Source organism: Novacetimonas maltaceti (assembly GCF_002906255.1).
Taxonomy (GTDB): Bacteria; Pseudomonadota; Alphaproteobacteria; order Acetobacterales; family Acetobacteraceae; genus Novacetimonas; species Novacetimonas maltaceti.
Genome location: NZ_POTC01000017.1, coordinates 18711 through 42891 on the forward strand (window position 1 = coordinate 18711; position 24181 = coordinate 42891).

At 59.0% G+C, this 24181-nt stretch carries 28 protein-coding genes; 23 read left to right on the top strand and 5 right to left on the bottom strand.

Going from position 1 to position 24181, the window contains the following annotated elements; translation table 11 throughout:
• Positions 1-3: 3 nt before the first annotated feature.
• From KMAL_RS07955 to KMAL_RS07965, 3 genes are read right to left on the bottom strand one after another with little or no spacing between them, the layout of a single operon-like run.
• Entirely contained in the window at positions 4-1188 is a 1185-nt protein-coding gene (locus tag KMAL_RS07955) for a hypothetical protein (RefSeq protein ID WP_110095202.1), read from the bottom strand.
• Positions 1188-1775: a hypothetical protein gene (locus KMAL_RS07960; RefSeq protein ID WP_010511933.1), complete on the bottom strand. Its 588-nt coding sequence runs from the start codon at positions 1773-1775 to the stop codon at positions 1188-1190. Before KMAL_RS07960 ends, KMAL_RS07955 begins: the two co-directional genes overlap by 1 nt.
• Positions 1772-2161 carry a hypothetical protein gene (locus KMAL_RS07965; RefSeq protein WP_239020025.1) on the bottom strand — a complete coding sequence of 130 codons (390 nt, stop codon included), beginning with the start codon at positions 2159-2161 and terminating at the stop codon, positions 1772-1774. The genes KMAL_RS07960 and KMAL_RS07965 overlap by 4 nt, the downstream gene beginning before the upstream one ends.
• Between KMAL_RS07965 and KMAL_RS07970 the strand changes: the two genes are divergently transcribed.
• From KMAL_RS07970 to KMAL_RS08035, 13 genes are all read left to right on the top strand, one after another.
• Positions 2160-2537: a hypothetical protein gene (locus KMAL_RS07970; RefSeq protein WP_102325804.1), complete on the top strand. Its 378-nt coding sequence runs from the start codon at positions 2160-2162 to the stop codon at positions 2535-2537. The genes KMAL_RS07965 and KMAL_RS07970 overlap by 2 nt on opposite strands.
• A 355-nt stretch (positions 2538-2892) precedes the next feature.
• A complete protein-coding gene (locus KMAL_RS07975; RefSeq protein WP_025440161.1) occupies positions 2893-3696 on the top strand; it encodes a helix-turn-helix domain-containing protein in 804 nt (267 codons plus the stop codon).
• A 248-nt stretch (positions 3697-3944) separates the two neighbouring features.
• Complete coding sequence (locus KMAL_RS07980) at positions 3945-4823, top strand: hypothetical protein (RefSeq protein WP_180999767.1); 879 nt, start codon at positions 3945-3947, stop codon at positions 4821-4823.
• Between the two features lie 132 nt (positions 4824-4955).
• Positions 4956-5591, top strand: coding sequence for a DotI/IcmL/TraM family protein (locus KMAL_RS07985; RefSeq protein ID WP_053323851.1), 636 nt, complete (start codon positions 4956-4958; stop codon positions 5589-5591).
• A complete protein-coding gene (locus KMAL_RS07990; RefSeq protein WP_102325803.1) occupies positions 5588-6568 on the top strand; it encodes a DotH/IcmK family type IV secretion protein in 981 nt (326 codons plus the stop codon). The genes KMAL_RS07985 and KMAL_RS07990 overlap by 4 nt, the downstream gene beginning before the upstream one ends.
• Positions 6568-7806: a DotG/IcmE/VirB10 family protein gene (locus KMAL_RS07995; RefSeq protein WP_110095204.1), complete on the top strand. Its 1239-nt coding sequence runs from the start codon at positions 6568-6570 to the stop codon at positions 7804-7806. The genes KMAL_RS07990 and KMAL_RS07995 overlap by 1 nt, the downstream gene beginning before the upstream one ends.
• Positions 7807-8484: 678 nt before the next feature.
• The gene (locus KMAL_RS17570) at positions 8485-9039 is read left to right on the top strand and encodes a hypothetical protein (protein WP_239020026.1); all 555 of its coding nucleotides are present in this window, start codon (positions 8485-8487) and stop codon (positions 9037-9039) included.
• A 17-nt stretch (positions 9040-9056) separates the two neighbouring features.
• Positions 9057-9602, top strand: coding sequence for a hypothetical protein (locus KMAL_RS08005; protein WP_110095205.1), 546 nt, complete (start codon positions 9057-9059; stop codon positions 9600-9602).
• 907 nt (positions 9603-10509) lie between these two features.
• Positions 10510-10782 (top strand): BrnT family toxin, encoded by a 273-nt coding sequence (locus KMAL_RS08015; protein ID WP_048852463.1) that lies wholly within the window; start codon positions 10510-10512, stop codon positions 10780-10782.
• On the top strand, positions 10751-11029 hold the full coding sequence (locus KMAL_RS08020; RefSeq protein ID WP_110095206.1) for a helix-turn-helix domain-containing protein: 279 nt from the start codon (positions 10751-10753) through the stop codon (positions 11027-11029). The genes KMAL_RS08015 and KMAL_RS08020 overlap by 32 nt, the downstream gene beginning before the upstream one ends.
• Positions 11030-11216: 187 nt before the next feature.
• A complete protein-coding gene (locus tag KMAL_RS08025; RefSeq protein WP_110095207.1) occupies positions 11217-11687 on the top strand; it encodes a hypothetical protein in 471 nt (156 codons plus the stop codon).
• Between the two features lie 274 nt (positions 11688-11961).
• On the top strand, positions 11962-12363 hold the full coding sequence (locus KMAL_RS17575; RefSeq protein ID WP_239020027.1) for a hypothetical protein: 402 nt from the start codon (positions 11962-11964) through the stop codon (positions 12361-12363).
• A 13-nt stretch (positions 12364-12376) separates the two neighbouring features.
• Positions 12377-15460, top strand: coding sequence for a secretion protein (locus tag KMAL_RS08035; RefSeq protein ID WP_110095209.1), 3084 nt, complete (start codon positions 12377-12379; stop codon positions 15458-15460).
• 95 nt (positions 15461-15555) lie between these two features.
• On the opposite strand, the gene KMAL_RS08040 is transcribed toward KMAL_RS08035, so the two are convergent.
• Entirely contained in the window at positions 15556-15825 is a 270-nt protein-coding gene (locus KMAL_RS08040; RefSeq protein ID WP_167370176.1) for a DNA-binding protein, read from the bottom strand.
• Positions 15826-16256: 431 nt separating this feature from the next.
• Here KMAL_RS08040 and KMAL_RS08045 point away from each other — a divergent pair, with 431 nt between their 5' ends.
• Both KMAL_RS08045 and KMAL_RS08050 read left to right on the top strand, forming a co-directional pair.
• The gene (locus tag KMAL_RS08045) at positions 16257-16940 is read left to right on the top strand and encodes a hypothetical protein (RefSeq protein WP_010512313.1); all 684 of its coding nucleotides are present in this window, start codon (positions 16257-16259) and stop codon (positions 16938-16940) included.
• Positions 16933-17718 (top strand): RES family NAD+ phosphorylase, encoded by a 786-nt coding sequence (locus tag KMAL_RS08050; protein WP_231290174.1) that lies wholly within the window; start codon positions 16933-16935, stop codon positions 17716-17718. Before KMAL_RS08045 ends, KMAL_RS08050 begins: the two co-directional genes overlap by 8 nt.
• 2 nt (positions 17719-17720) lie before the next feature.
• Here the strand turns inward: KMAL_RS08050 and KMAL_RS08055 are convergent, their stop codons facing one another.
• A complete protein-coding gene (locus KMAL_RS08055; RefSeq protein ID WP_110095224.1) occupies positions 17721-18377 on the bottom strand; it encodes a DUF433 domain-containing protein in 657 nt (218 codons plus the stop codon).
• Positions 18378-18597: 220 nt separating this feature from the next.
• On the opposite strand from KMAL_RS08055, the gene KMAL_RS08060 reads away from it, so the two are divergent.
• The 8 genes from KMAL_RS08060 to KMAL_RS08095 are packed head-to-tail and all read left to right on the top strand — an operon-like array spanning position 18598 to position 24180.
• Positions 18598-19056 carry a DotD/TraH family lipoprotein gene (locus KMAL_RS08060; RefSeq protein WP_048852667.1) on the top strand — a complete coding sequence of 153 codons (459 nt, stop codon included), beginning with the start codon at positions 18598-18600 and terminating at the stop codon, positions 19054-19056.
• Positions 19049-20089, top strand: coding sequence for a type IV secretory system conjugative DNA transfer family protein (locus tag KMAL_RS08065; protein ID WP_110095210.1), 1041 nt, complete (start codon positions 19049-19051; stop codon positions 20087-20089). Before KMAL_RS08060 ends, KMAL_RS08065 begins: the two co-directional genes overlap by 8 nt.
• The gene (locus KMAL_RS08070; protein ID WP_110095211.1) at positions 20086-21249 is read left to right on the top strand and encodes a type IV pilus twitching motility protein PilT; all 1164 of its coding nucleotides are present in this window, start codon (positions 20086-20088) and stop codon (positions 21247-21249) included. The genes KMAL_RS08065 and KMAL_RS08070 overlap by 4 nt, the downstream gene beginning before the upstream one ends.
• Positions 21249-21497: an IcmT/TraK family protein gene (icmT, locus tag KMAL_RS08075; protein WP_010511855.1), complete on the top strand. Its 249-nt coding sequence runs from the start codon at positions 21249-21251 to the stop codon at positions 21495-21497. The genes KMAL_RS08070 and icmT overlap by 1 nt, the downstream gene beginning before the upstream one ends.
• Positions 21494-21916: a hypothetical protein gene (locus KMAL_RS08080; protein WP_110095212.1), complete on the top strand. Its 423-nt coding sequence runs from the start codon at positions 21494-21496 to the stop codon at positions 21914-21916. The genes icmT and KMAL_RS08080 overlap by 4 nt, the downstream gene beginning before the upstream one ends.
• Positions 21913-22422 (top strand): lytic transglycosylase domain-containing protein, encoded by a 510-nt coding sequence (locus tag KMAL_RS08085; RefSeq protein WP_110095213.1) that lies wholly within the window; start codon positions 21913-21915, stop codon positions 22420-22422. The genes KMAL_RS08080 and KMAL_RS08085 overlap by 4 nt, the downstream gene beginning before the upstream one ends.
• Positions 22419-23600 (top strand): secretion/conjugation apparatus DotM-related subunit, encoded by a 1182-nt coding sequence (locus KMAL_RS08090; protein WP_110095214.1) that lies wholly within the window; start codon positions 22419-22421, stop codon positions 23598-23600. The genes KMAL_RS08085 and KMAL_RS08090 overlap by 4 nt, the downstream gene beginning before the upstream one ends.
• Entirely contained in the window at positions 23575-24180 is a 606-nt protein-coding gene (locus KMAL_RS08095) for a hypothetical protein (protein ID WP_110095215.1), read from the top strand. The genes KMAL_RS08090 and KMAL_RS08095 overlap by 26 nt, the downstream gene beginning before the upstream one ends.
• The last annotated feature ends 1 nt before the right edge of the window (position 24181 follow it).

Consider the following 24181-nt stretch of genomic DNA (forward strand, 5'->3'; position numbering starts at 1 on the left):
CCTCTAGGGATTGATCGTGGGGGAAGGCATCGGTGTCAGGCCGTCCCTGAAGGCGACCTCTTCTTCCTGCGCGACCCGGGCAGCTCCCATGGTCGCGAGGTAGAGCCCGAGACGGTAGTTCTGCAGCGCAAGGTAATTGGACTGCGCCATCTCGGTGGCAACCTCGCGCATGACCGACGCGGGAGGCATTGCCTGGAGCGAGGCGTTCCAGCTTACGCTGGAGACCCTGCGATTGACTTCCAGCGCCATAGCCTGCAGCCACGACGCCTTGTCGAGCGGCGTGAGCCCCTCGGCCGTCATTTCAGCCTTCTGGTCCCGCGTGAGCGCGACAGACGGAACACCAAGAGATGTGACGTAGCCCGTGACCCAGCGGGCAAGAGACATACGACTGTTGTACGACCGGCGCCGGGTTGCGGCTTCACGTCCCCGAAGGCTGGACAGCTGCTCGCCACGCAGGGCCGCCGGCGCTACCGGCTGGATGAGCGTGGTCGCATAATCATTGGCTGCATCCACTGCGCCATCCGCGGACAGGGTATCGGCGCCGAACAGGCTGGCGGCACGCTGGTCGGCGTTCGGCAGCCGGGACACGGAAGAGCAGAGCCCCTGCGCCACGTCGTCGGATGAACAGTAGCGCTTGAGGTGCAGGGACATGTTCGCATCCGTGCCCTGTGACTTGCCGTAATAGGAGGGAGTCCCCTGACCTGCCTCACCACGGGGATCGCTCACGGTCGCAATGGCATACACCGCGGATCGAGCCGCCTTGGACGCGGCCACGGTGGACTGCTGGGCATCAAGGCCCGCGCAGAATTCCGGATTCATCATATGCTCGTCCCGGATTCCGGTTTCCTGCTGACGCCGTAGAAATCCGGCCATCGCCGCGTCCTGGGCATCCATGAGTTGCGACTGGGCACCGACCTGGGCTTTCGCGTAATTGGCAACTTGCGTGAAACCCTTCGTCAGGAGAGACGCAACGGAATTCGGGTTTGCAAGGCTACTGAGATTTGAATCGATGCTGTCCGTCAGGTTTTTCGTCATCGTATTGAGGGCGTTGCCCGTGAACGCCTGGAGAAGCTTGATCGCTGCAACGACCGCAGCATCACTGAAAAGCGCGTATGCCGGACGCGGCGTGACTGCCAGCACGCAGACGCACGAAGCGGCACCAATGGCAACCATCTGCAGCCTGCGCATCAGAACACTCCGTCCACGAGATTGCTCAGGCTGTATCCGGTCGGAAGCTGGGGAGAGCCGTTGATATACAGGTCAGTCGTACCGCTCGACGTCCCCGCAATGGCGGTCGCAATTGGCGGACCACCACCACCGAAGCTCAGGCTCGGGCACATGAGTCCGCTACTCGAGCCAAAACCGAGCCCCAGGTTAACGCCTGACAGACTGAGTCCACATTGGGTCGACCCCATGGCGTTACCCCATGCCGCCTGTGCGGCCTGACAGACCTGGCCGCCTATCTGGCCCTCGACGGCCTGCAGGAGGGCTGCGGGGTCAAGGCCGTTCGTGATGAGATTCAGTCCGGTGCCGTTGAAAAAATTGCTCAGGCAGGACAGGCCGTTGACGCTATCCGGCTGCTTTTCATAGGCGTCGTTGGCCTGGACGCGTTCGTTTACGGCTGTTGCCGCCGCCTGGGTCAGGGCGGCGCAGCCGACGCTTCCCGTAGATGTCGTGGCACCAGAGGCGCCTGATGACGTGGTCTGCGCATGCCCCTGTATCGATACAAGAGCGGCAGCCACTGACAACAGGACACGGAAGCGCAGACGGATCATGCGGCCTCCTGACGTGTAGCCGGACGCGTCACAGCCTCCAGCAGGGCAATCCTTTGCGGAGCAAGAAGGCGATGAAGCGCCTGGCGCCTGCTTTCCGAGATCACGCCACGTCCAAAAGGGCTGTCCGGCGACAACAGGTCCCTGCGGCCGCGCAGATAGGGGATCAGCGCGTCAAGGGAGCTGACCAGATCAGGCCATTCATGCGGCGCAACACCAGCGAGGATGGCGTACCAGGCCGTCCTCGCTGTCATATCATTGTCCAACATCGCAATGACGTCCTTTCCGCCCCTGATGCGCCAGATCTCGCCGAGCGCATCCAGCGCAAGGGCGACATTGGGCATCGGGGAAGGAGGTCCGGATTTCCGGACGGATGAGGGCTTGTTCATGGAACCTTCCTCGGGTGGTTACGACGAAGGTGTCGGGCCATCATGCGACCGGTCAGCGAATTCGATGTCGGACCGCGACTTTATTATGGCCGACATCAATGACGTCGCCCGCCTGGGCTACCGTGGTCGCCAGAACCTTGTTCCATTCCCGGCCGCCCTGCCAGTCAACAGGAACGCTGGTGTCCACGTCCGCCGCGAACACGACGCGCACCCCATGCGGAACGATCTGGCGTACGGCGAAGCCAAGTGGAACCTGCTTTCCGTATCCACTGGCGATATGGAAATATCGACGGGCTGGAACATTGCCGGATGTTCGAGGATCCGTACCAGTACCCGGCAATACGCCCGGCCCTTCCTGACCAGCATCTCCCGGTGAGGGTAAGGTCTCCCCGCCGGTCGTCCCCGTTGAGGGCAACGTCAATGCCGGCCGGGGCGGAGTGTCCGGAGAGGTTGTCTGGACCAGATGAAACGCGGCAGGTGTGGCAGATATGGGGCCAGAGGCCAGCGCCATAACCACGGCAGGCATAACAGGCATATGAGTGTCTCCATCAAGCTCTCCTGACCAGAGCAGCGGCCTTTGCGACCTCAGACACCTTTTTTACGGGCTCCAACTCGACTATCATGACGTTCCGTCACGGCTGATCCGCTGTCAGGACGCGGCCAGTCGATATCTTCTGGATGTTGGAAGTTTCTTTTGCTGAGGAAAATGCCTGCCGTGAGAGTAAACGAAAATGTCCCATGACAATGGCAAGATGCAAGCCGAGGCTTTATTTGCATCCGGCCAATTATATAAAGACATCGGGGAAATCATTTATGACAGGCGGACGGCGCTTGACTGGACGCAGGTGCACCTCGCCAAACTGGCACGGTTGAATGTATCGGTCATACGGAGCATCGAAGCAGGTCGTCCGGTTTCCCTGGAAACATTATCGGCGCTGCTACGGGTATTTGAAATAGATCCGCGCGATATTCTTCCGCAAGGTGCACCAGAAGGTACATGGTTTGCCCATCTGGATCTGGCGGCATCCGCCACGCAGCTGAAAAAAACCATGAAGCAGTGTTCGGACTACAATCTGGCAATCCAGAAATTACGCGACATTATTGGCAATATTTCAAAGACGTTTAACCTGCCGGAAATACCGGCCAGATTGCCGATCGATCATTATTCACACAGTGTCGCCTTCACCTCGGGGGAACGGCAGGACCTCCTCGAGATATTTGGGCGCAGGATTCAGATCTTCAGGACGCTTCAGGGGGCAACAGCGAGCCAGATCGCCCATAAATCACACGTTTCCCTGACCAGCCTGAGCCTGATCGAAGCAGGACTCAGAAATCCAAGCCTTGAAACGGTTTATCGCATTGCCGAAGGACTGTCTGTCTCCGTTTATTACCTGATCCCGGGAATACATGACGACGCAGACCTTTTGCGTTCCCTGGACATGACCGCGTGGGCAATGTCCGCGCAATCACAACTCGAAGCCCTCGCTGATCTCGAGTCCATTATTGGTCACCTCGACGATATCGCAAACCACTGACCGGGTGCATGAAGGTATGGAGGCTGCCAGGAAAGGGGTCTCCTTTCTTATGGCAGGCACTATGCCTTGGACTGTCCATTCCAGGTGATGTGCCCCGGCTGATCACCAACGCGGACCGGAAACCGCGTCCGGAGTCATATTAGCGCGTTCTGCGCTATTTATTTCTTGACGGTTATATAACGCTTAAGAGATATTATTCCCAAAACACGCAGCCTATCCCGAAAACGCGATGACGAGGGCATACCGCCATGAAGTCAGCATCGTTCGGCCAGGTTATAAAACACGGTCTGTTTACATGGCTTCAGACCTATCCCACGCCAGAAATGACGCGCGCCCTCTATGCCAGGCTGTGCGACGAGGTCCTTGTAGCGACAATGCTTACCCTGACAGTGCAGGAGGTAAAGGAGTCAGTCGCGCAATGGGCCGACCGACCCCAGAATGTTTTTTATGAAGCGCCTGCACGCAGGGGAGCATGGACAAGGACCCAGTTGCTCATCCTTGGCCAACGCTGGCTCTGTGGTGATAAAACCGCCGACATAGCCGAGATGCTTGGCCGCTCGGCCGGGAGCGTGCGTGCAAAAAGAAAGCAGCTTGGCCTGCCACCGCGCATCAGGCTCTCAAAAATACAGGCGGAGACCATACTTGCCGAAAAGCGGAGCGCCATTCCCGCAGATCCCGAAGCTGTCCTGACATGGGAACAGGCCTCCCTGCTTCCTCATGAAGCCCGGCGGGGACGGACATGGCTTGTCAGGAACAGCCTCAACAAGCTGACCCTCACAGGACATAAGGGAGGAGACAAGGTACGGTGGCACGAGGCCGCCAACATTGAAATCGCATACCGCCATTTTGCATTTCAGAACCCGCGTGAAATTGCGCGGGACTTCCTTATTTCGGAAAGCGCGCTGAAATCCCAAAGCTGCTGGGAACAGCTTCCGCCACGACGCGGCGCCAAAGTGCCCTGGTTCATTCACGCGAGGGCCGAATATTATATCGGCGAACACCACTACATCCGGCGGGAATGCCTCTGCAAGAGCGGATGCTTTTTCTGGACCACCCGCAAGGGTGGTGACCGGGTCAGCAGACGATACCGCCGCAGCATTGCCGCCACGCATGGCATTGCCGCCTGAGTAGTAGCGGGAACCGTCAAAGAAAAAACGTGCCGGTCGCAAGATAGACTTCCAGCCTGCTCTCATCACCGTCGGGAAATGAGAGTAGAGTGATGACCACCTTTTTTCATGCCCCCGTAAGGGAGGCGCGCCATGCGGCTGTTTAATTCCGCAGTAACCAGGCGGCTTACCGACCCCGACTTTCAGGGGATTGTTGTAGACAGATCACTGCTGCTCAACATCGCACTGGCGGGCGTGGTCATCGTGTTCGCGGCGCACGACGCCTATATCCGTGCACACCCGCCCACACCCCTCTATTTCTACGTTGACGGCCAGAATGCTCCCCGACCGGCCGTGGCCCTCACCAGTCCGGTACTTGGCCAGGATCAGCTTCTCGGCTGGGCCGTCAAATGGGCGATCGCACCCTACAACATCAACTATCGTGATTTTCCAACCCAGATGAACACCGCGGGCGCTCACTACACGCTCAACGGATGGAACACCTTTGCAAAGTCTTTCATTACGCAGGGGAATCTGGCGAAACTCAGGGATGCAAAACTGCTCTGTTATGCGCAGCCGACACGGGCCGCGACCGTACGCGCCGAGACAGTCGTGCAGGGACACGCGCGCTACGTAATACAGTTTCCTTTCATCCAGACCTGCGAAAACGTGAACCAGCAGAACACGCAAATGCTGATGGCAACCGTGACGATTGATCGCGTGGAGGACCTGGATCACCCGGATGGACTGGCCATCGAACAGCTTGTCGTCTCGTCGGGGAGGGAGTGACAACCGTGCGAATTCTTTCTCTCTTTCCGCTGACCCTGTCCATCCTGCCACTTGCGGCACTCGCACAGCAGCCATCACAGCCCGGGCCTGCGGCAACGACACCTGCAGACGATCAGGATCAGGCAGCCGAAGGTGAGGCCGAGCATGAGGCCATTCCTTTCACCCCCGAAGAAATCCTTCGGCTGGGGGAACGCCTGAAGGACGTGCGTCGTGCCACGGAGCAGGTCGGTACGGAATTCGCGACCCCTAATGCGCGCCCTGCGATCCGTGTCTCCTTTGCGCCTGGTCAGCAGACAAGCCTGATCTTTACGACAAAAGGCTATCCGACCGCATTGTCCTTCGTGGACAGCACGGGACAGCCCTGGCCGATCGCATGGAATACGTCTGGCAATTCCGCCAACCCGGACGGCAGCACGAACTGTGCTTCCGGCAAAAGCGGCGCGTCGGCCGGGAATCCTGCGGTTGAGACAACGGGTTTCTATACCTGCGTCCCGTTCAAGGGCTCCAATACCATCAATATCGAACCGATGTCGCTCCAGCCCAGAGGTGGACTGCTCGTAACGCTTCAGAACGCGCCAAAGCCGGTCTCCTTCCTGCTGATCGCGGGACGTGGATCCTACGATGACAACCTGACCGTTCGCATGTCCGAGGGAGGGCCCAATGCCCGGGAGCCGGTCGACAGCCGCCCCGGAGTGCCCGCGACAGGCGAGCCCTACATGAACGCCATGCTAAGCGGCATTCCACCAGCGTCAGCCGTTCCGCTGGCCGTCGAGGGTATTTCACCCGATGACGTACGCGCCTGGCGGATTGGAAACGAGGTCTATCTTCGCACGCGCCTTCATCTCATGACGCCCTCCTCGGACAGCATGGAGCAGGGTGAAGGGGGATACACGCTCTATGCCTTCCATGAGTCCCCCGTTGTCCTTCTCTCCGATGCGGGACGGACGGTCTCGGCCCATATCAGGGACGCACAGTGATGAAACCCAGGTTCAACCAGCTGCTCAGTGATGCGTCGCGGGGCGGAAACCGGCGTCTGCTCGCAATCCTTGGGAGTATAGGCACCGTTCTTGGTGTCACGCTGCTCATCTCCACCATCCACCGTAAGGAGCTTCCACGCTCGGACCCCGGCAGGCCGCCCGCCGCCAACCCCCTGCCCGGCGGCCTGAATTCCAATCCGCGCCAGCAGGAACTCCGCGAAGATCAGATCCGCGACGAGGCAGGTCGGGCACAGACTGCGGGACAGTCGTATTCACCCGATATTGCACCGGGCACGCCCGCCCATCCCGACGACAAGCTTCCCCCGCCCCCAGTCGCCCAGGAGGTCGGGGCGGACGTCAACCCGGCGCTGGCCAAGGCCGCCGCAGCGCCAGCCCCGCACGCGCCTGAGGTCGTGCCAAGCGTTCCCGTCGTACCAGTGCAGACGGATGCAGCCTTCCGTGCAGCCATGCCACGTGACCCACAGCTCCAGAAAGACGCCATCACCGCATACAGACATGCGATCATGGATCTCGCGGGCCGTCTTGATGGACGCTTTCCTGTCACAAATGTCCTGTATGAAAAGACGGAAATCGGAAGGGAACAGACAAAAAAACCGGTGGTCTCCCCTTCAATAACTTCGGCCGCGACAGCAAATTCCCAGACGGCCCTCTCCCGCGTCCTTGTTCCTGCCGGGCGGGGGATTTACGCCCATACGGTTTCAGCAACCAACAGCGATCTCGGGGGAGAAATCATCCTGGAAGCTGATTCAGGTCCACTCGCTGGCGACAGGATGAAAGCATCCGTCAGAAGGGCCGGGGGACATCTGAACAGGCTGGTTGTCCGCGTTGATCAGGTCTTCCATAAGAATGATCCGACCCCGATCCAGGTCGAAGGTATGGTGGTTGCGCCGGACACCATGGAAGCTGCGGTGGCCTCAAGCGTTGACCAGCTATACGTCGAGCGCTTTGTTCTTCCCGCCGCAGCCGCCTTTGTCCAAGGGCTCGGGCAGGCGATCGAGATGACGTCGAACACGACCGGTTCGATCGGAGCCCTCGGCAACGTCAACTACGTCCAGTCACTGAATTTCCCGCAACAACTGGGCGTGGCGGCCGGTGCAGCGGCCTCGCAGGTCAACAGCGCGCTCATGCAGCAGATGCCGACCCAGCCGCGCGTAAATCTTGCCGCTCAGGTCAGTGTTGGCGTGATCTTCATGTCGGACGTCGTCATGAAGAAGTAAGTTTTCGGGCACCGGTCGCATGATATCGGCGAATTCTGCACTCTCTACCAGAAGGCAGCATTCACCATGACCTCAGCCGCAACCGCAACGACGTCCCGGGATCCGTTCAGCGCGGATCGCGGCATTGAACCTGTTCCGTTTCGCAAGCTGGGCACGACGCCCGAGCCTGACCCTTCGCCTGAACCGGACACAATTGCCGAGCCTCTCTCTCCTCACCCGCAACCTGTGACAGCAGCACCTGACAGAAACCGACCCGTTCCACATGCAATAGCCCTTTTCAGGGCGCTTCCGCGTCGCAGGCAGGTCATGATCGCGGGTACTGCCGTCGGCAGTCTGCTCTCCCTCTTCCTCGTGATGGGCATAACAAAGAGGCAGGCGTCTCCCGTGGCCCAGGAAGTCGGAATGATTTCCGCCCCGCTGCCATCAGGCCCCAAAGCGTCTCCCGCGCCGGGACACTCACCTACATCATCGCCATCACCGCCGGCACCTCAGGTCTCGGCTACAGATGAGGATCTCAAGGCACTTCTTGCGATGAAAAAGCCGCCCCATCCCGCCAGCCCAATACCGGCTACCCCGTCGGCCGAGAACACGCCCGCGCAGAAACACGACACTGGCATCGAAAAGGCTGTTCCGACGGACGATGCGGTCCAGAAAGCAAGCCGCCTGCAAGCGGCTCCCATGACATCTGACGACCAGTTGCAGGTGCTGCAGCTTGTAACGGAAGAAGCAGCATTGGTGCAGCGGACCCGCAGCGACATCGCAGCACTCCGGCAGGATATTGACCGGCTGCGTATCGCCGATACGGCAAAGGCTTCGGATCTCAACCGCCGGATGTCGCTCCTCGAAGCGAAACGGGCCGTGGCCGACGCCGAAGCTCCCCCGTCAGATGGACCGGCCGCCACACGCGCCGCAGCCGACAAGGCACGGGCAGCCCTGGAAGCCGCGGTGGCCGAGCCGCAGCCAGCACCAACCCCGCCGCAATCTCCAGCCTCCCGGCCAGCGAAAATGCGCCCGACGCCTCCTGCTCCGCCCCCGACATGGACCCCCCACTACCGGATACTTGCCGCATCTCCCCAACTTGCCATGGTGCAGGACGACGCGGCGCCGGCCGGGCAACCGCCACAGTCCGAAATCGAAATCGGCACCGATCTCCGCGGATATGGGCGTGTGCGCGCCATCTCTCAACGCGGCACGATGTGGGTGATCCAGGCTGAACGCGGCATCATCCAGTAAAGCAAGGACACATCGACGTGCAAGGTCTGGTCAACCTCGTCAACGATCTCGCTCTCGCCATGGCCTGGCTGCTGCCAATGGCCTGCTATATTGCAGCGTGGATTGCCTTCCTGACCGGGGCATGGGGATTATGGCAGCAGCGCCAGCCCCAGAACCCGTTCGTCGGCCGTCCCTGGGTGCCCTGGATCGGGATTGTCCTTTCCGGCGTCTTTGCCACCTTTGACAGGATACTCACCAAGTCCACCACCTCTACCGGTCTCGATACGCAGGTTTCGCTGGGAGCTTCTGTCACCGGCTACACGGAAGCAACGACGGGAAGCGTCATTTCCGGGACAGGCCCAGAGGATGCCATCCTGTCAATCGTCAGTGATTTCGCCCTGTTCTTCGAAATGTTCGGCGCCTGGGCGGCGTTCATGGCGGTCGTTGCGTGGAACGCGTCGGCGACCGGAAAAACAAACCGCTCAAAACTCAGTTGCCTCATCCAGTTCGTTTTCGGCGTGATCCTCCTCAATCCCGTCAAGGAAGCAACCTGGATCCTGAGCCACTGGACAATGTCCGGCTAAAATTATGACCCAACCCGTAGCGCTGAGATTGGCCAAGGTTCGATACTTTCTTCCTGCGCCTTTTTTTGATAACCGATAAACATGATAAAATTGGGAAATAATAACCCGAAAAAGCGGGGCGCGCGCCATCTGGAGAGATGGCCACATGTGGCCGTGCGCCAGGGCATTAACCGTGCTGGAGCAATCCGCCGGCTGATCGCAAGGGAACTTGAAGCCGCCGAACGCGATGGCTGGGATGGGTAATCTTGTTCATAACGAACGGACCAAGCTGCGGGCAAACCTGCTGAATACCGCTGCGGGATCTTGCCTTTCGCTAGGTGTTCTATCTCCTTTGGCTGCGTCATTTTTTAATCTGACAGCCAACCGCGTTCCTACTCATATCGTTATCTTGGGAGTCGCTTTCTGGCTGGGAATGGCGTATTTTCTCCATCAGCGGGCACAAGCCGTTTTAGGAGGGCTTCGAGAATGACCTTTATGCAGTTCTTCGCCTTTATTGGCATGCCAATCATCATTGGCGTTCTTGGTTATGGTATTTCTAAAATGCCTATCAAGGATAATTGAGAGTTTATCGTCAGTTCCAATCAATGGTTGATCGTATGATACTTGTTTATAATTAGTATAACAGACCCATAAAATTTGAGGTCCATGCAGAAATAAGGGTGTATTCACGTTAATACCTAAACTATTCTCGATCACTTTCGCTTACTGTTCATATTTTATAGAAATTAAACAAGAAATATTTCATTATTACTAAATATTCGAGCGATTCTGGATAAAGATATATGCCCCGGATTTTTATGCTATCGGGCATACGAGGTTGATGGTGACCTGTCGAAATGGCTAAAAGTTGCGGGATGCCCGTAGTTTTCACTTTACAGCAAATACGGTAATCCCGTATTATCGTCTCATGGATAACAGGTTTGACCCCGCAAAAGACCTCGCCAACCAAAAAAAGCACAAACTGTCTCTGGCCTTTGGCGACCGTATTTTCGAGGACGATAATCACCTGATCTTGCCCACCATCCGCATTGAGGATGAGGAGGATCGCTACAAAGTGGTTGGCGTCGTGGGCGAGAAGCTGTTCACCGGTGTGTTTGTCTGGCGGGACGATCTGCCCCGCTTTATTTCCGTGAGAAGGAGCAACAAAGGTGAAGAGAGAGCATATCATTCTGCCTGCTGATCCGGCGGATTCCGAAGACCGCGCGGTATCCATCGAAGGCATGGAGCGTGGGCAAAGGGCGCGGTTGATCCGTAAAACCCGTAACGATCTCGGTCTGTCTCAGGTCGAATTTGCCAGCCGTTTCCGCGTTCCTGTCGGTACATTACGGGACTGGGAGCAGGCACGGGCGATGGCCCCCGACTTCGCTGTAGCCTACGTTCGGGTCATCGGACGGCACCCCGATCTGGTAGCTCAGGCGGTGGCCTGAGCTGCCTTCCCAACCAGCCGGGGATTCAGCCCATCAACCCCAAACGCCGGATAGCCATTTTTATACCGAAGTCATAGTGTAATGTTCGACAAGGTAGATTTTTTCGGAAAAAACATTCGCAGTCGCATGTTACTGGCCGAAGACTCCTCTGAGGGACATGCCTCCCTCTTTAACGGAGCCCTTGACCATGAACCTCTCTCGCACAAGCATCCCCGACGCGGCGCGATTGACGCGTCTTGTGACCAAACGGGTCGGATACAGCCAGCGTGCCGTCACGGCACTTGGCACATTGGCCGTCCCGATCCTCATTGCCAGCCATGCGCTGGCCCAATCCGCAACCGGCAGCGCAAACGGTATCGGGGCCCAGATGCAGGCCACCGCCCAGGAGGGGCTGACAGCGGGCGGCTTTGTCGCTGCAGCATGCATGTATGTCGCTGCCTTCATCTGCTTCATCGGCGGCGTATGGGCGGCCTGGCAGAGCCGCAACGAACAGAACCGTTCGCCCGGAAAGGTCGGTATGGCAATCGCCGGCATCGTGCTGTGCGGTCTTTTCGCAACGGGTCCGCAGTGGATCAACAAGGCTGCCAACACCGCGTCCGGTGGCTCGGCAACCGTTGGTACGCAGGCTCAGGCCTATCAGTTCACGAGCGGCGGCTAGGAACCCGATCGCAATGGCCCGTCTCACCCAGTCTTTCCGGCTGCTGCCGCGCCCATGGGATCCGTCAGCGCCAGGCGCCAGGAAGATGGGTGAGCCGGGCCTTTTCACATGTGCCTGCTGCGGCCTGATAACGCCTGGTCGCAGGTTTCCATGGCATGGTGACGGACCCGGGCCTGTCTGCGCCTTATGCAACATCCTGCAGGATCCGACCCGTCCGGCCATTGAACGCGAAGCCGTCCTGATATGGTGGCCGAAACTGCCGCAGACCCGCATCATGACCCTGACCCGCTGCGCGCATCAGGCCCTCATGCAGACGCTCGGCAATGGGCCAAACGGACAGGATTCCGTCTGGTATCGTGCAATGGACGCGATCGCGTCAGGGTCGGATACCGCGATGATGCCTGCGCAATGCAAAAGCGCTCTCGCTGTGCTCCGCGCTCTGCATGCGCGAACGACCGAAGCCCGGCGGCGGCTGGAGACAACCTCTCCCCGACTGCTGGCGACTGCCCTGCTGATGGCGAACCGGGCGGACCCGCAGATCAATGAAAGCGCGACCACCCTGATGGACGGCATCCGGCTCTTCCCCCTGGGCCGTCTCTACAACGGCCCCACCGACATCTACCCGGCGCTCGTCAGGGAATGGCTTGATGCCGATCCCCAACCGGTCATGACATGACAGGATCACATCAATGGGCGGTATTCTTTCCAGTCTGCTGGCCGGCATCAGCCTCGGGCTGCGCCAGCCCCTTGCCTCATTCTGCGATGTGGAAAGTACGCACGGGGACCATCTCATCACCAAACGCGGTGAATATGTCTCCGTACTGCGCATCAATGGCCTGCGTCGCATGTGCACGCGGCAGGAAGTGGAAGCACTCGCCGAGCAGCAGCGTATAGAATTGCAGGGTCTCCTTGAAGAACGTGGCCATGCCATCGTGGGATGGTATATTTCCGATCCCGAGCGCTCAGGTATCGAGATTGACCGCCTGAGCCTCAATGGTTGCCGGTCCATAGCCCGACAGATCGGAGCGGACCTTTCGGACGTCATCGAAGAGAGGCGCCGGCGCTGGCCAAACGTCATGCGCTGGGAGGCCACCTGTTACGTCCTGTGGACCCGGCCCAGCGTGCTGACACGTGAGGACCGCAAACAGGTGGCAGAGGAGCGCCGGACCCTTGCCTCCCAATTTCCCCGCGTGGGCAATACCCAACGTTTTGCCCTGCGCTCCGATATCATGGCTGCCCGCCATGAATCGTTCATTTCACGCGTCCAGGCCGCCTTGCAGGGGTTCGACATTTCCTGCGAATTCCTCGGTCCACATCAGGCATTGCAGGTCGCGCGCGAAGCGACCTATCGTGAAACGGCGGGCTCCGCCTGGAAACCGACCCTACTGGGTGACCGGGTCATGCCACGGCTTCCGGATGATCTGGATGATCCGCAGCCACACCCGCAGGGCCTGCTCTGGCCGGCGATCCGGGACCAGATCTTCAATGCCGACGCCGAAACGAAAGGCGGGCAGCTCGTGACCGTGGGGGATTATACATACGCCCCGGTCGACATGACAATTGGCCCAGAGGATCCGCGCCCGTTTTCCGAACTCTCCAGCGTGCTCGGCCGCAAGAGACTGCCATGGCGCAGCGCCATGATCCTGGAGGGCGGTGGCCGCGCCGCCTTCGGCTTCAAGGAAGCCGGAGCCGGGTTTCTGGCGATGTTCCCCGGAAATAGCGACATTCGACGGGCGTTTGCTGCACTCAAGCTGGAGCGCCAGAAAAACAACCATAATTCCGTGCGGATGCGCATGACCGCCACAACCTGGGCTCCGGTTGGAGCAGAGGCGAAGCTGCGACGGCAGGCGTCGGACCTCTCCCAGGCGATTGATGCGTGGGGCAACAGCAAGACAACTCGGATTTCGGGCGATCCGCTGGAAGCGGCCATGGGTTCTGTCCCTGCCCTGGCGCTCGGTTCGACTGCGACCTCATCGCTCGCCCTTGTCGGTGACGCGTTCTCCATGATGCCGTGGGCACGCAGTGCATCACCGTGGCAGAGAGGATCCATCCTCTTCCGCAAGCCCGATGGTTCAATCTGGCCCTACGATCCGACCGGGGGCGGGCTACGCCCATCCGTCGTAGACATTATCGTAGCCCCGCCTGGCGGCGGAAAATCCGTTCTGGCCAATACCATTCTGCTGGGCTTGATCCTCAGCAGCGCCGCGATCAGCAGCCACGGCACGAAGCTCCCCTATATCGGCAAGCTCGATATCGGGCCGTCCTCGCGCGGACTGATCGAGATGCTGCGCAACGCGCTTGGCCTCGAACGCCAGCACGAGGCGGTTTACGTCAAAATGCAGGCAATCCCGGGCTTCGAGGTCAATGTCTTCGATACCCAGGTTGGGCTGGAATATCCCCTGCCACTCGAGCGCGTCTTCCTGCAGAATTTCATCTCGCTTCTTGCCACGCCGCTGGATGGCAGGCCGTGGGAAGGCATGGACCATCTGGTAGAGGACGTGATCGATGAAGCCTACCGCCTCTGTACCGGGGTGCAGGGGGGCACGCCCAAAATCTACACCCCAGGGATCGAGCCCGACGTCGATGCCGCAATAACATCGCTGGGCATCAGCCTGCCCCACCATGCGGGAGAGGACGATCCGACATGGTGGCGGGATGTCGTCGATGCCCTTGTCAATTTCAGGGAATACCGCCTTGCAGGTTTTGCCCAGCGCCATGCCGTACCGGTCCTGCAGGATCTGCTGATTGCGGCCCGCAGCCCGGAAATCGAAAAACGCTATTCCAAGATCACCTTGGAAACCGGTGAAAGCCTGATCGACACGTTTGATCGCTACATCATGAACGTGATCAAGAATTTTCCCATGCTGGCGTCCCCGACAAGGCTGGATATGGGGGACGCGCGCGTGATCGTCCTCGATCTTGCCGAGGTTGCACCATCCGGCTCTCCCGCGGCCAACCGCCAGACAGCGCTCATGTATATGCTTGGCCGCCACATTCTGGCCCGGAATTTCTTTCTCCATCCCGATTATGCGGACGACCCGCATATGCCCCCGTCCATGCGGGACTATCATCTCGCCCGCTTCACTGAGATGTATGAAACGACGAAGCGTGTCGACTTCGATGAGTGGCACCGTACCGAACCAGCGCCCCAGGTAGACAAGCAGGCTGTCCGCGACGGCCGCGAGGGGCGCAAGCACAACGTCCAGCTCGCCTTCATTTCACAGAACCATACCGATTTCAGCGAGGACCTCTACAAGATATCAACCGCCCGATGGGTCCTCAAATGCGGTGATCAGGAGACGGCAGACAGCCTTATCCGACGCTTCAAGCTGTCCGATGCCAGCGCCTATGTCATCCGCAACGCGCTGCCGGGTCCGGGAAAGAATGGTGCGCCGTTCTTCGTGGACATGTCGGCCGGAGAAGCAAAGTATGAACAGCTTCTGGTGAACGTCCTGGGGCCAATCGAACTCTGGTCTTTCTCGACGACGCCTGGCGACACGGCGCTCCGTTCGCGCCTTTACAAACGGATCCACTTTGCCCGCGCCCTGCGGATGCTCGCCACCGTATTTCCCTCGGGAACAGCAAATAGCGAAATCGAACGCAGAAAAAGCGAGCGCATGAATGTTTTTGGTCTCGCGACCGATGAAGCATTTGCCGGCGTTCTGGACGAACTGGCGGATGAGATCGTGGAAGGTAGAGGCGTGGCCGCAGGATTGTATGAAACCCTGCGCGCCATTGATGAACAATCGGAACTCGAATTTACCACTGGGTAGAAAGTGACCGATATTCGCCTGACTGCCTCACGTCTTGAATGTTACAGCGATGTTGAAGCAAACGCCGATTACGATATTGGCGCTGAAATCAGGCATCAGAACGAAGCACCGTCCAGATCAATAACACCCGTTCTCCCATGCGCGGCCTTATCCTTGTCCTGCTGCCTGCGTAACGTGGTCGCGGAAGCTCGGCCTCGACGAGGCTGACGTTCAGCAGTCAACGCCAGTCCCAGATCGTCCATGCGGATATCAATCAGGTCGGCCAGAGTGCCGATCCCAACACCGGAATCTCCCTTTTCCAGGCGCGCGCCACGAAGGTCATGGCCAAGTTGTTCAAGAGCCAAGCGAAATTTGGGTGAGCCCATGACTATAATTCATATCTGACATACAACACGCCTTATACCGTCATATATGACCTTCTGCGAACTCTGGCACCCGCCTTTTACGGCACCCTTCCTACCAGCAGTCGGCTCCTCGCGTAGAAAACGGTGTTCGCACTCCCCGCCATAGTGCAGGTGCGTATAAAAAAGAGCGCAGATCCGCCCCCCTGCTTCGGGCGCAGCATCGGTCTTCAAGGTACCAAATTTGCCTTCAATGCTGCCCCAGGCCCTGTTCGTTCCCATGTTGCCCAAAGCCCTTACGCGTGCCTCAATCGACTTCGAACTCGCCACCTCACAAGTGGTGTTAGGCGTCGCCTGCTGCATCACCCGTCACGGAACGATCACCGCTACTCACCATCATTGACTAGGTAGGATATCTATATATATATCTATCTATCATATCCCAGGAGGAAATCATGGTCGCAGTCCCAAATCGAGAAATCACGAACACCGGCATTAAGCCGATAACTGGCTCTGTTCGTGAAATTCGCGAAAGTCTGCAGGATACAGACAACAATCAATTCGTTGTGTTTCAACTTGCACATGCCAATAAAAGCACCGCATCGGCATTTGCAGAGGCCGTTCGGCTTATTGCTCCCCTGATCATTGATCGGCTTGCCATTCATAAAACAGCGACCCTCAAGAAGCTTGTTGATGCACTTGTTCCGGCTGCGTCTCCTCCCGAGCACCTCATTACTGAGGCACGCATGAACGCAGATGCTCGGCAAACGGTTCTTGAGAGCGCAGAGTGGATCAGCGCTGTTCGACTATCTGAAATTGCAGGTTTCAAAGGCCAAAATGCCAGCGCCCAGCCAAACAAATGGAAACGCGAAGGAAAAGTTTTTGCTTTGCGACATGACGGGAATGATCTGTATCCGGCGTATGCACTCGACCGCGACATGCAATACCGCCCAATCAAGGGACTTGTCCCAATTCTAAAGGTGTTCAAAGGCAAACTGGATGCATGGGACATTGCAATCTGGTTTGCGTCAGCAAACAGCTTTCTTGGCGGCACGGCTCCTAAGGATTTACTTAAAAGTGCGCCAGAGCGCGTCTTAGCGGCAGCAGAAGACGAAATTGCAGGTGTGCTCCATGGTTAAACCGAGGCGGCCAACTCAGCCAAAGTCTCGTAGCACCGCGCATTCCGGTACAACGAAGATATCCACATCTCGCGCAAAACCGAAGACGACAGAGTCACCGTCGACCCCGCCTGTCGCCGTCACAGCAACGTCCCGCACAATCGCGCGTCCCCCTCCAGACCTTAATGCTCTCGTAAAAAAAACGATTTGGTCGGCAGACAAGACAATCCACCGCATCCATCCTGAGACTTACGGAGCAAATACGTTCAATCCTGGTCCCCAAGGAAATGCCCGATTTAGCCCGATCATTGATGCAAATGGTATATCCATTCCGACCATTTATGGCGGCACGACGTTAGAATGTGCAGCCATGGAGACCGTCTTCCATGATGTTCCCCATGAGCCAGGACTGAAGACCGTTGCAAAGCGAAAGCTAAAGAACCATCAATATTCACAACTTCAGTCCTCGACTGACCTCACGCTTGCAGATCTTAGCAGCACAGCCTTGCGCAAGCTCGGTATTCCACGTGTTGATCTCATTGAGACTGATAAGGATATATATCCTCAAACGCGCAAGTGGGCCGAAGCCATTCACGCTCAGTGCCCAGACGTTCAAGGTTTAGAGTGGGTGTCGCGTCAGGACGACCGTGCGCGCGCTATCATCCTATTTGGAGATCGCTTGCCACCAGATCCATTGAGCAGTATTGCACCTTCGGTCGATATCGTGGAAAATGAAGACACTTATGCGGCTCTAGTCGAGTTAGCCGAGACCATCGGTGTCCAGATCACTGGGAAGTAATATCATTCTTTTGCCGATTCAGTTCCAGTCTCTATGGCATCAAAAATACCCATCTCGGCCAATGCACCAGCCGCCCGCCGGAAACTACGGACCGGATATGGACGCCCAGGTTTGGGATAAGCCTCCGTGTAAGCAATAGCAGATTCAATCTGTTCCTCGGTCAGGGTCGGATAGTCCGCTTTGATCTCCTTGATTGTCTGTCCCTGTACGAGGGCAGCAACACGATAAGCAGATATATCCGTTCCCTTGATAACAGGATCAGTCCCATCCTCCTCTAATATATTTTTCTTGGCATCGAGGAGTTTCTTGTATTTGGATAGAAAGTTACGCTGAATTTCGGTAATATTGGCTTTAAAAGGACCAAAGCTTACGGTTCTGGCTTTTGCTTCATTTTTTTTGAAGGCCTGATATAGCTTCCGACGCCCCATCGGAGTTAGATCCGCATGCATCTGCTTTTCAAGCGCCAGAAACAACAACTCCGAGAGGCCGATCTTTCGTACCCGCCTACGCCCTTTCTCCACACCGTGAACCGGCATGCCCTCTTCCGGCTCGCTGATCTTCTCTACTTCCCCACGATCAATCGCCCGGTTGATATCCTTTTCTGACATACCGATTAGAAACTGCGCTTCGCGTGGGGTAACGGGCTGGATTTCTATCATGTGCGTCTCCAATTGATCCCATAATAGGGAATAATTAGGATATATCAAGTCGTACTAAGCGCCTGCCATGACCCTGCGGGTCAATTTAGCGAAAGCAAATTCCAAAGAAGACCCAAATCTGCTCTCGGGGCCTGCATGAAATAAAAAGCAACGCAGCCAATTTTTGCTGTAGCAGTCGCAAGATGATCTTCGAAGCTTCTCCCATCATCCGGAGAAGCTCATGAAACATTCTCTGCTCATTTTTCTTTTGTCCATGGCGCTCAACGCCTGTGCGCAGAGCCTGTCGTCACCTTCTCCCATTGCGACGACCGGCATGGCCAATCCTGAACTGGCCTTGCAGCGGTCAATAGCAGAGACCACGACTGATCTTCGGGAACTTGGCAGCATCCGCCCGTCTCCGGTCGTTGCATCTACCAACCAACCCCCGCTCCCCGATGACCTGACCCGCCGGATCTGGTTCGTGTGGGACGGCCCGCTGGGCAAGGCCGTCGCAAAACTTGGCCAGGAGATTGGCTATAGCGTGACTGTCACCGGCCATCCCCGAGCAATGCGCGTCGCGACCAACAGCGTTGCCGCCGTGGTGGATATCCTTCGGACATTGGGCGATCAGGCCGGAGATCAGGCCATGGTCTCGGTAGACCCGCTTCACCACGCGATAACGGTGGCCTGGCATGCGTAAGATGGCGCTCTTTCTATCTTCGGCCATCGTCGTGACGGCCGCAGGCAGCCCGACCCATGCGGCGTCTGTCTCCACGGGGAAGGTTGTCATTGAGGAGGGGCAGCACGTCCGGCTACCGACATCGTCTCCATCCCCGCCATCGGCCCGCAGCGGCACATTGGTCCCGGAGCCACAGCCGCCCCAGCCGGGTGCGGATCAGGTGGACGGGGCTGACCCCGCCCTTGCCAATCCCATCAATAAACCGGTGACAGGAGCCTCAACGCTCGACGAGGTGGTCGGCGGCGAAGCGCCCCCCTCTCTTGAGGCCCTTGAGAACACCCGCCCCAATGACGAGCCAGGCGATGACCTGAAACCCGGTCGAAGCGTCCAGCTTCGGGAAGCCGCGCATATTTACGGCGCGCAGGGCGGTCTGGCCGCCCGGGCATTCGCCATCAACGAGATGCTGCGGCGCCATGAGGAAACACTCGACGCCACTTATGATTTCCGGTCGATCGTACTTCCGATCGGGAGCGGCCAGACCCTCATGCAGCCCCCCATCGTCACCGAGGCACAGATGGCCTTTGCGCTCAATGACACCGGCCAGGTGGCGCACGAGACAGAATGTGTTTTCGAGATCACCCGGGAGGCACAACTGACATCCGCGCCCCCGGACTGGCGCACGTATCTCGTCCGGACATGGGGCAAACCGCATCACCCGGTAGCCGCGGCCCTGCCCCGCACAAAGGCGGAAGTATCACACTGGAACCAGTGGGTGGCCGAAGGCTGGGCAGATGGAGAAAAGCAGGCGACCGAAATCTTCCTCTCCGATCTGTCGCGCCTGCAGCGCGACATTACCGGCATGGCCCGCTACCGGGTGCTGCTGAACGCCGGGCGCGTCGAAGAACCACGCGTCGTGTTCGAGCACCAGGACGCCGTGGGAGGAGGAGACACCCTCCACCTCAATGACCGCACGATCCGGATCGCGAGCCAGCCGGGGCTTCAGGGCCACGTCCGGCGCGGAAGCGACTACGGTTATCCGGAGCATTGCCGATGAATATCACCATCCCCGTCACGACCGACGAACGCTGGCCGGATGAAGGCAGGAAAGGGTTTGCCTGGGTCGAGGAGCGACGGCGTAACGCGCCGGGGCTGGACTCCCTCCTTCGCTGGGCGCATGGCCTCGGCGCCTCGCGCATCGACATCAAGACCGGCCATCCGGTCACGATCAAGGTGCACGGCGTGATCCGCTACGCCACATGTAAAGCGACGGACTCCCTCGCGCTGGCGGATATCGTCGGCCATGTCTATGCCTCTGACGGGATGGCCATGCTTGGTGTCGGCCATATCCTCGATACGGCCTACAGCGTGGCACTGGACCGCAAGGTCAATCTGCGTTTCCGGATCAATCTTTCACCCATTTCGGTCAAGCGGGGCAGCGGCGTCCACATCGTCATGCGTCCGATCCCCGCGCGTCCCGCAAGCCTTGACCAGCAGATGGTCGAACAGGAAATCCGGGACACGAACAGGCTCAAAAGCGGCATGGTCCTGTTTGGTGGGGCAACCGGTTCCGGAAAGACCACGTTGCAATTCGGGCTTGCCATCGAAAAACTCATGGACCCGACCGTGTATTGCGACATGGCAACTGGCGAGGAGCCCATCGAGTTCCTGCTGGACGACCTGCGACCGCCTTCAGGCTCGCGGATCAGCCAGACGGAGATCCGCCCTCCTACCCTGACTTTTCCCACGTTCACCCGCAGCCTGACACGCCGCGAGATGAGCGATGGCATCATCACGGAATGTCGGGACGGCGAGACCATGAATGCAGCCATCAATATCGCCATGATGGGCGGTATCCTGGGCACGACGCTGCATGCAGACAGCGTCTCCCTCATGATCCAGCGCGCGATCGCGCTCTGTCCGCCCTCGGAACGTGACAACCTCGTCTCGGCCCTCGCTCAGGCGCTCCGGTTCTGCATCAACCAGCGCCTTGTGCCCCGCAAGGGCGGCGGGCGTGTTGCGATCCGCGAATTCCTCACCTTCGATCGTGATCTGCGCCGCAAGCTGACCCGGACCGAGCCAACAGACTGGCCGGACGTCGTGGCCGACGCGGTCGAGGCGCAGGGCCAGTCTTTCGGAAAGGCCATCCGCAAACTGCTTGATGCCGATCTGATCACCGAAGACACCGCTCTGGCGGAAGAAAGGAGAGACGCGTGATGTGGCGTGCAACGGCCTATCCTGTCCGGGTTTTCATTCTCGATGCCCGCAGCTGTTTTCCCATTCTCATCTCCGTGACACACTGGAGCCTCACCACCCTGCTGATCGGGGTCTTCGGCGTGGTGTTTTTCGGCACGATCTCGTTTTTCGGGCTGACGCTGCCGGCCGCGATACGCTCCATGCGACGCTTCCTCATCGGGCCGGTCCGCACCGCCCTGCCGACATGGCAAAGGAGGCGGTTCTCATGAGCGCGATCGACCTGGCGGCGATCAGTGCGGCGCAGACACGGCTTCTGGCCAAAATCGGCAAGCCGATTGAACTGCTGGACCGTGGCACCGGAAAACGGGTGGTCGTACCACCGGCTGACGCGGCACACCCTGAAGCCTATCTGCCCGTTTTCCTGATCAGTGCCGAAACCCTGTGGCTGGAACTGACGGGAACGGGCTTTGCCCTCGATGTCAGCAGGACGCCCGACAGCGCGCTCGGCTATGCCGTCCGCAAGGTGCGCGCCGGTTCATTTACGGTCGTGATGTTATGTCTGATCGATGTCACGATGAGGCTTGCGGAGATGGACGACGCGCTGGTCCTCAATCATCTGATCGACTTCTGGGGCGAAGCCCATGGCCGGATCGCTGATGTTGCGCCGACCTTGCAGGGGGCGACATGATCCCCCGCCTCGCTCTGGCGGCACTCGGGGCGTTTCCCCTTTTTGCCGCAAGCACGACCGCCAGTGCCGCAAGCATCGAAGAAAATGGCCGCCAGATTGCAGCCTGTCTGGAGGCTTCGGCAAAAATCTCCGGCGTGCCCCGTGGCGTGCTGCTCGTCCTCCTCTATGTCGAGGCCGGCCGTCCCGGAATGGTCAGCCCGAACGGTAACGGCACGGCGGATCTCGGGCCGATGCAGGTCAACACGACATGGGTCGATCGCATCGCGAGGCGATGGCACAGCACGCCTGCGCAAACATATGCGGCCCTGCGCGACAGTTCGTGCGCCAATATCGAGGCAGGCGCCTGGATCCTTGGTCAGGCGATGCACGAAGCACACGGCGACCTCTGGCAGGCCGTAGCATTCTATCACTCTCATACCCCACGCCATGGCAATGCCTATCTCCGGCGTTTCTACGATATCGCCCTCACGATGATGGCCAGAAACCGCAGGGGAGATCGCTCATGAGCACGAGCCGCGTCCCATGGTCATCCAGCGATGACTATCTGCTCTTTTCCTCGATCATCATCATCGTCGGGGTCCTGCTGTTCAGCTACATGGCCTGGAGCCTGTGGCATACGCAGATCACGGCCTTCTATCTGCGGGCCATGCTGGGGCAGATCAACCTGCTGCATACGTCTAATCCCGACCTGATGCGCCTGCGTTTCCAGTTGCAGGCCGCGCAATATCGACCGGATCTGGTGCGGGCGATCCAGCTTTATTATGGCCTTGCAATCCTGGGCAATGCCCTGAAATGGCCGGTGGCCATCGTGATTGCCCTCCTGGGCGGGTTATGCATGTGGCGTGCTGCCCCCGGCCGATTTGCAAAAGCGCTCGATCTGGAAGGTCTGATCGCGGTCCAGGCAGAAATGTTTCCGACACTGAAAGGCTTCGTCCGACGCCGACTGGACAGGCTTGTAACGCCCAGGGATGGTATCCCCCTGCCCGCGGACCCGGCTCTGACACGTGCCGAATGGGGCGCGCGCTTCGCTGTCGATGCACAGGACCGCTACAGTGAAACCGGCGCGCTCGAGGCATTCACGCGCCAGTTGGGCCGCCACTGGTCCAGCATCAACGCCGCATCCCCTGTCGAACAGGTGCTTCTCGTTGCCTTTGCGATGCACTACCTCCAGAGGCGCCGGGAAGCCCTCGCCCTGCTTGGTGAACTCTCTTCCGGTCTGGCCGACGTCGGCCTTGATGGTCCGCATGGTCCTCTGGCGCCGCTTACGGTGCCAGAGTCCGTTGTGCGAAGCGCCCGCTCTGCCCTGCAGGACAAGGAAATCACAAACTGTATCGATGCGGTCTGCGAGCGCAGCGGATGGAGCGTGACCGCGCTCATGACCCTGCTGCACGAGGCCCGGCGTCAGGCGGGCGTACTGGCACCCTCCTCATTCGCCATCGTGAAGCTGATCGACCGATCATTGTGGTACGCGCTGCACTCACTCGGCTTTCCTGCTGAAATCCCGGCCGAAGACCTTCATCCCAATCCCCGCATCGAGGCCGCTGGCGCGCGTGCGCACTGGAGCGAAGAGCGGCGCTACCAGCGTCCGATCTACATCCCTGCGGTTGAAAACGCACTCGCCATCCTGCGCCCGATGCCCGAAGCACAAGGATCTTCCCATGACCCGTATCATCCTCCACGCTGATGGCCGGGCGCCCATCACCATTGAACTCGACGGGACAGGCTTACAGCCGCTCCATTTCCATCTTGGATCTGATTTCGGGCAGGCGGAGACGAGTGATGCAGCAGCCACTTTACCAGAAGCGACAGCGGCACGGCGCGGGCGCCTGAAAAAAGCATTGCCCGCGCTCATCGCCGGGGGGCTGGCCGCCATCCTGATCATCGGCACACGTCAGGCCATGGTTTCCGACCGCGCCGTTCCCGACACGGGGCCCAGTGGCATACTACGGCCGCCTGCAATTCTACCCCCACTCTCCGGCGCGCCCATGACGGACGAAGGCGCGCCAAGGGTCCGCTCAACCTATGTGCCGGGCGCGCGCATGCCGGTCGATGGAAATGTGGTCGGCAATCCCGACGGTCACCCGGCGAGCGCGGAAATCGATGCCGCACGACGCATCATGACGCAGCGGCCTATCACCACTTATCCGCAACCCCCAAGCGGAGCGCAGACAGCGCCGACGGCGCCGGTTTCCCCCACGGCACCAACCGCTCCCGTGGCGCCCACGATCGACACGGGAAAATCTCCTTTCGGGCTGGAAGACTGAC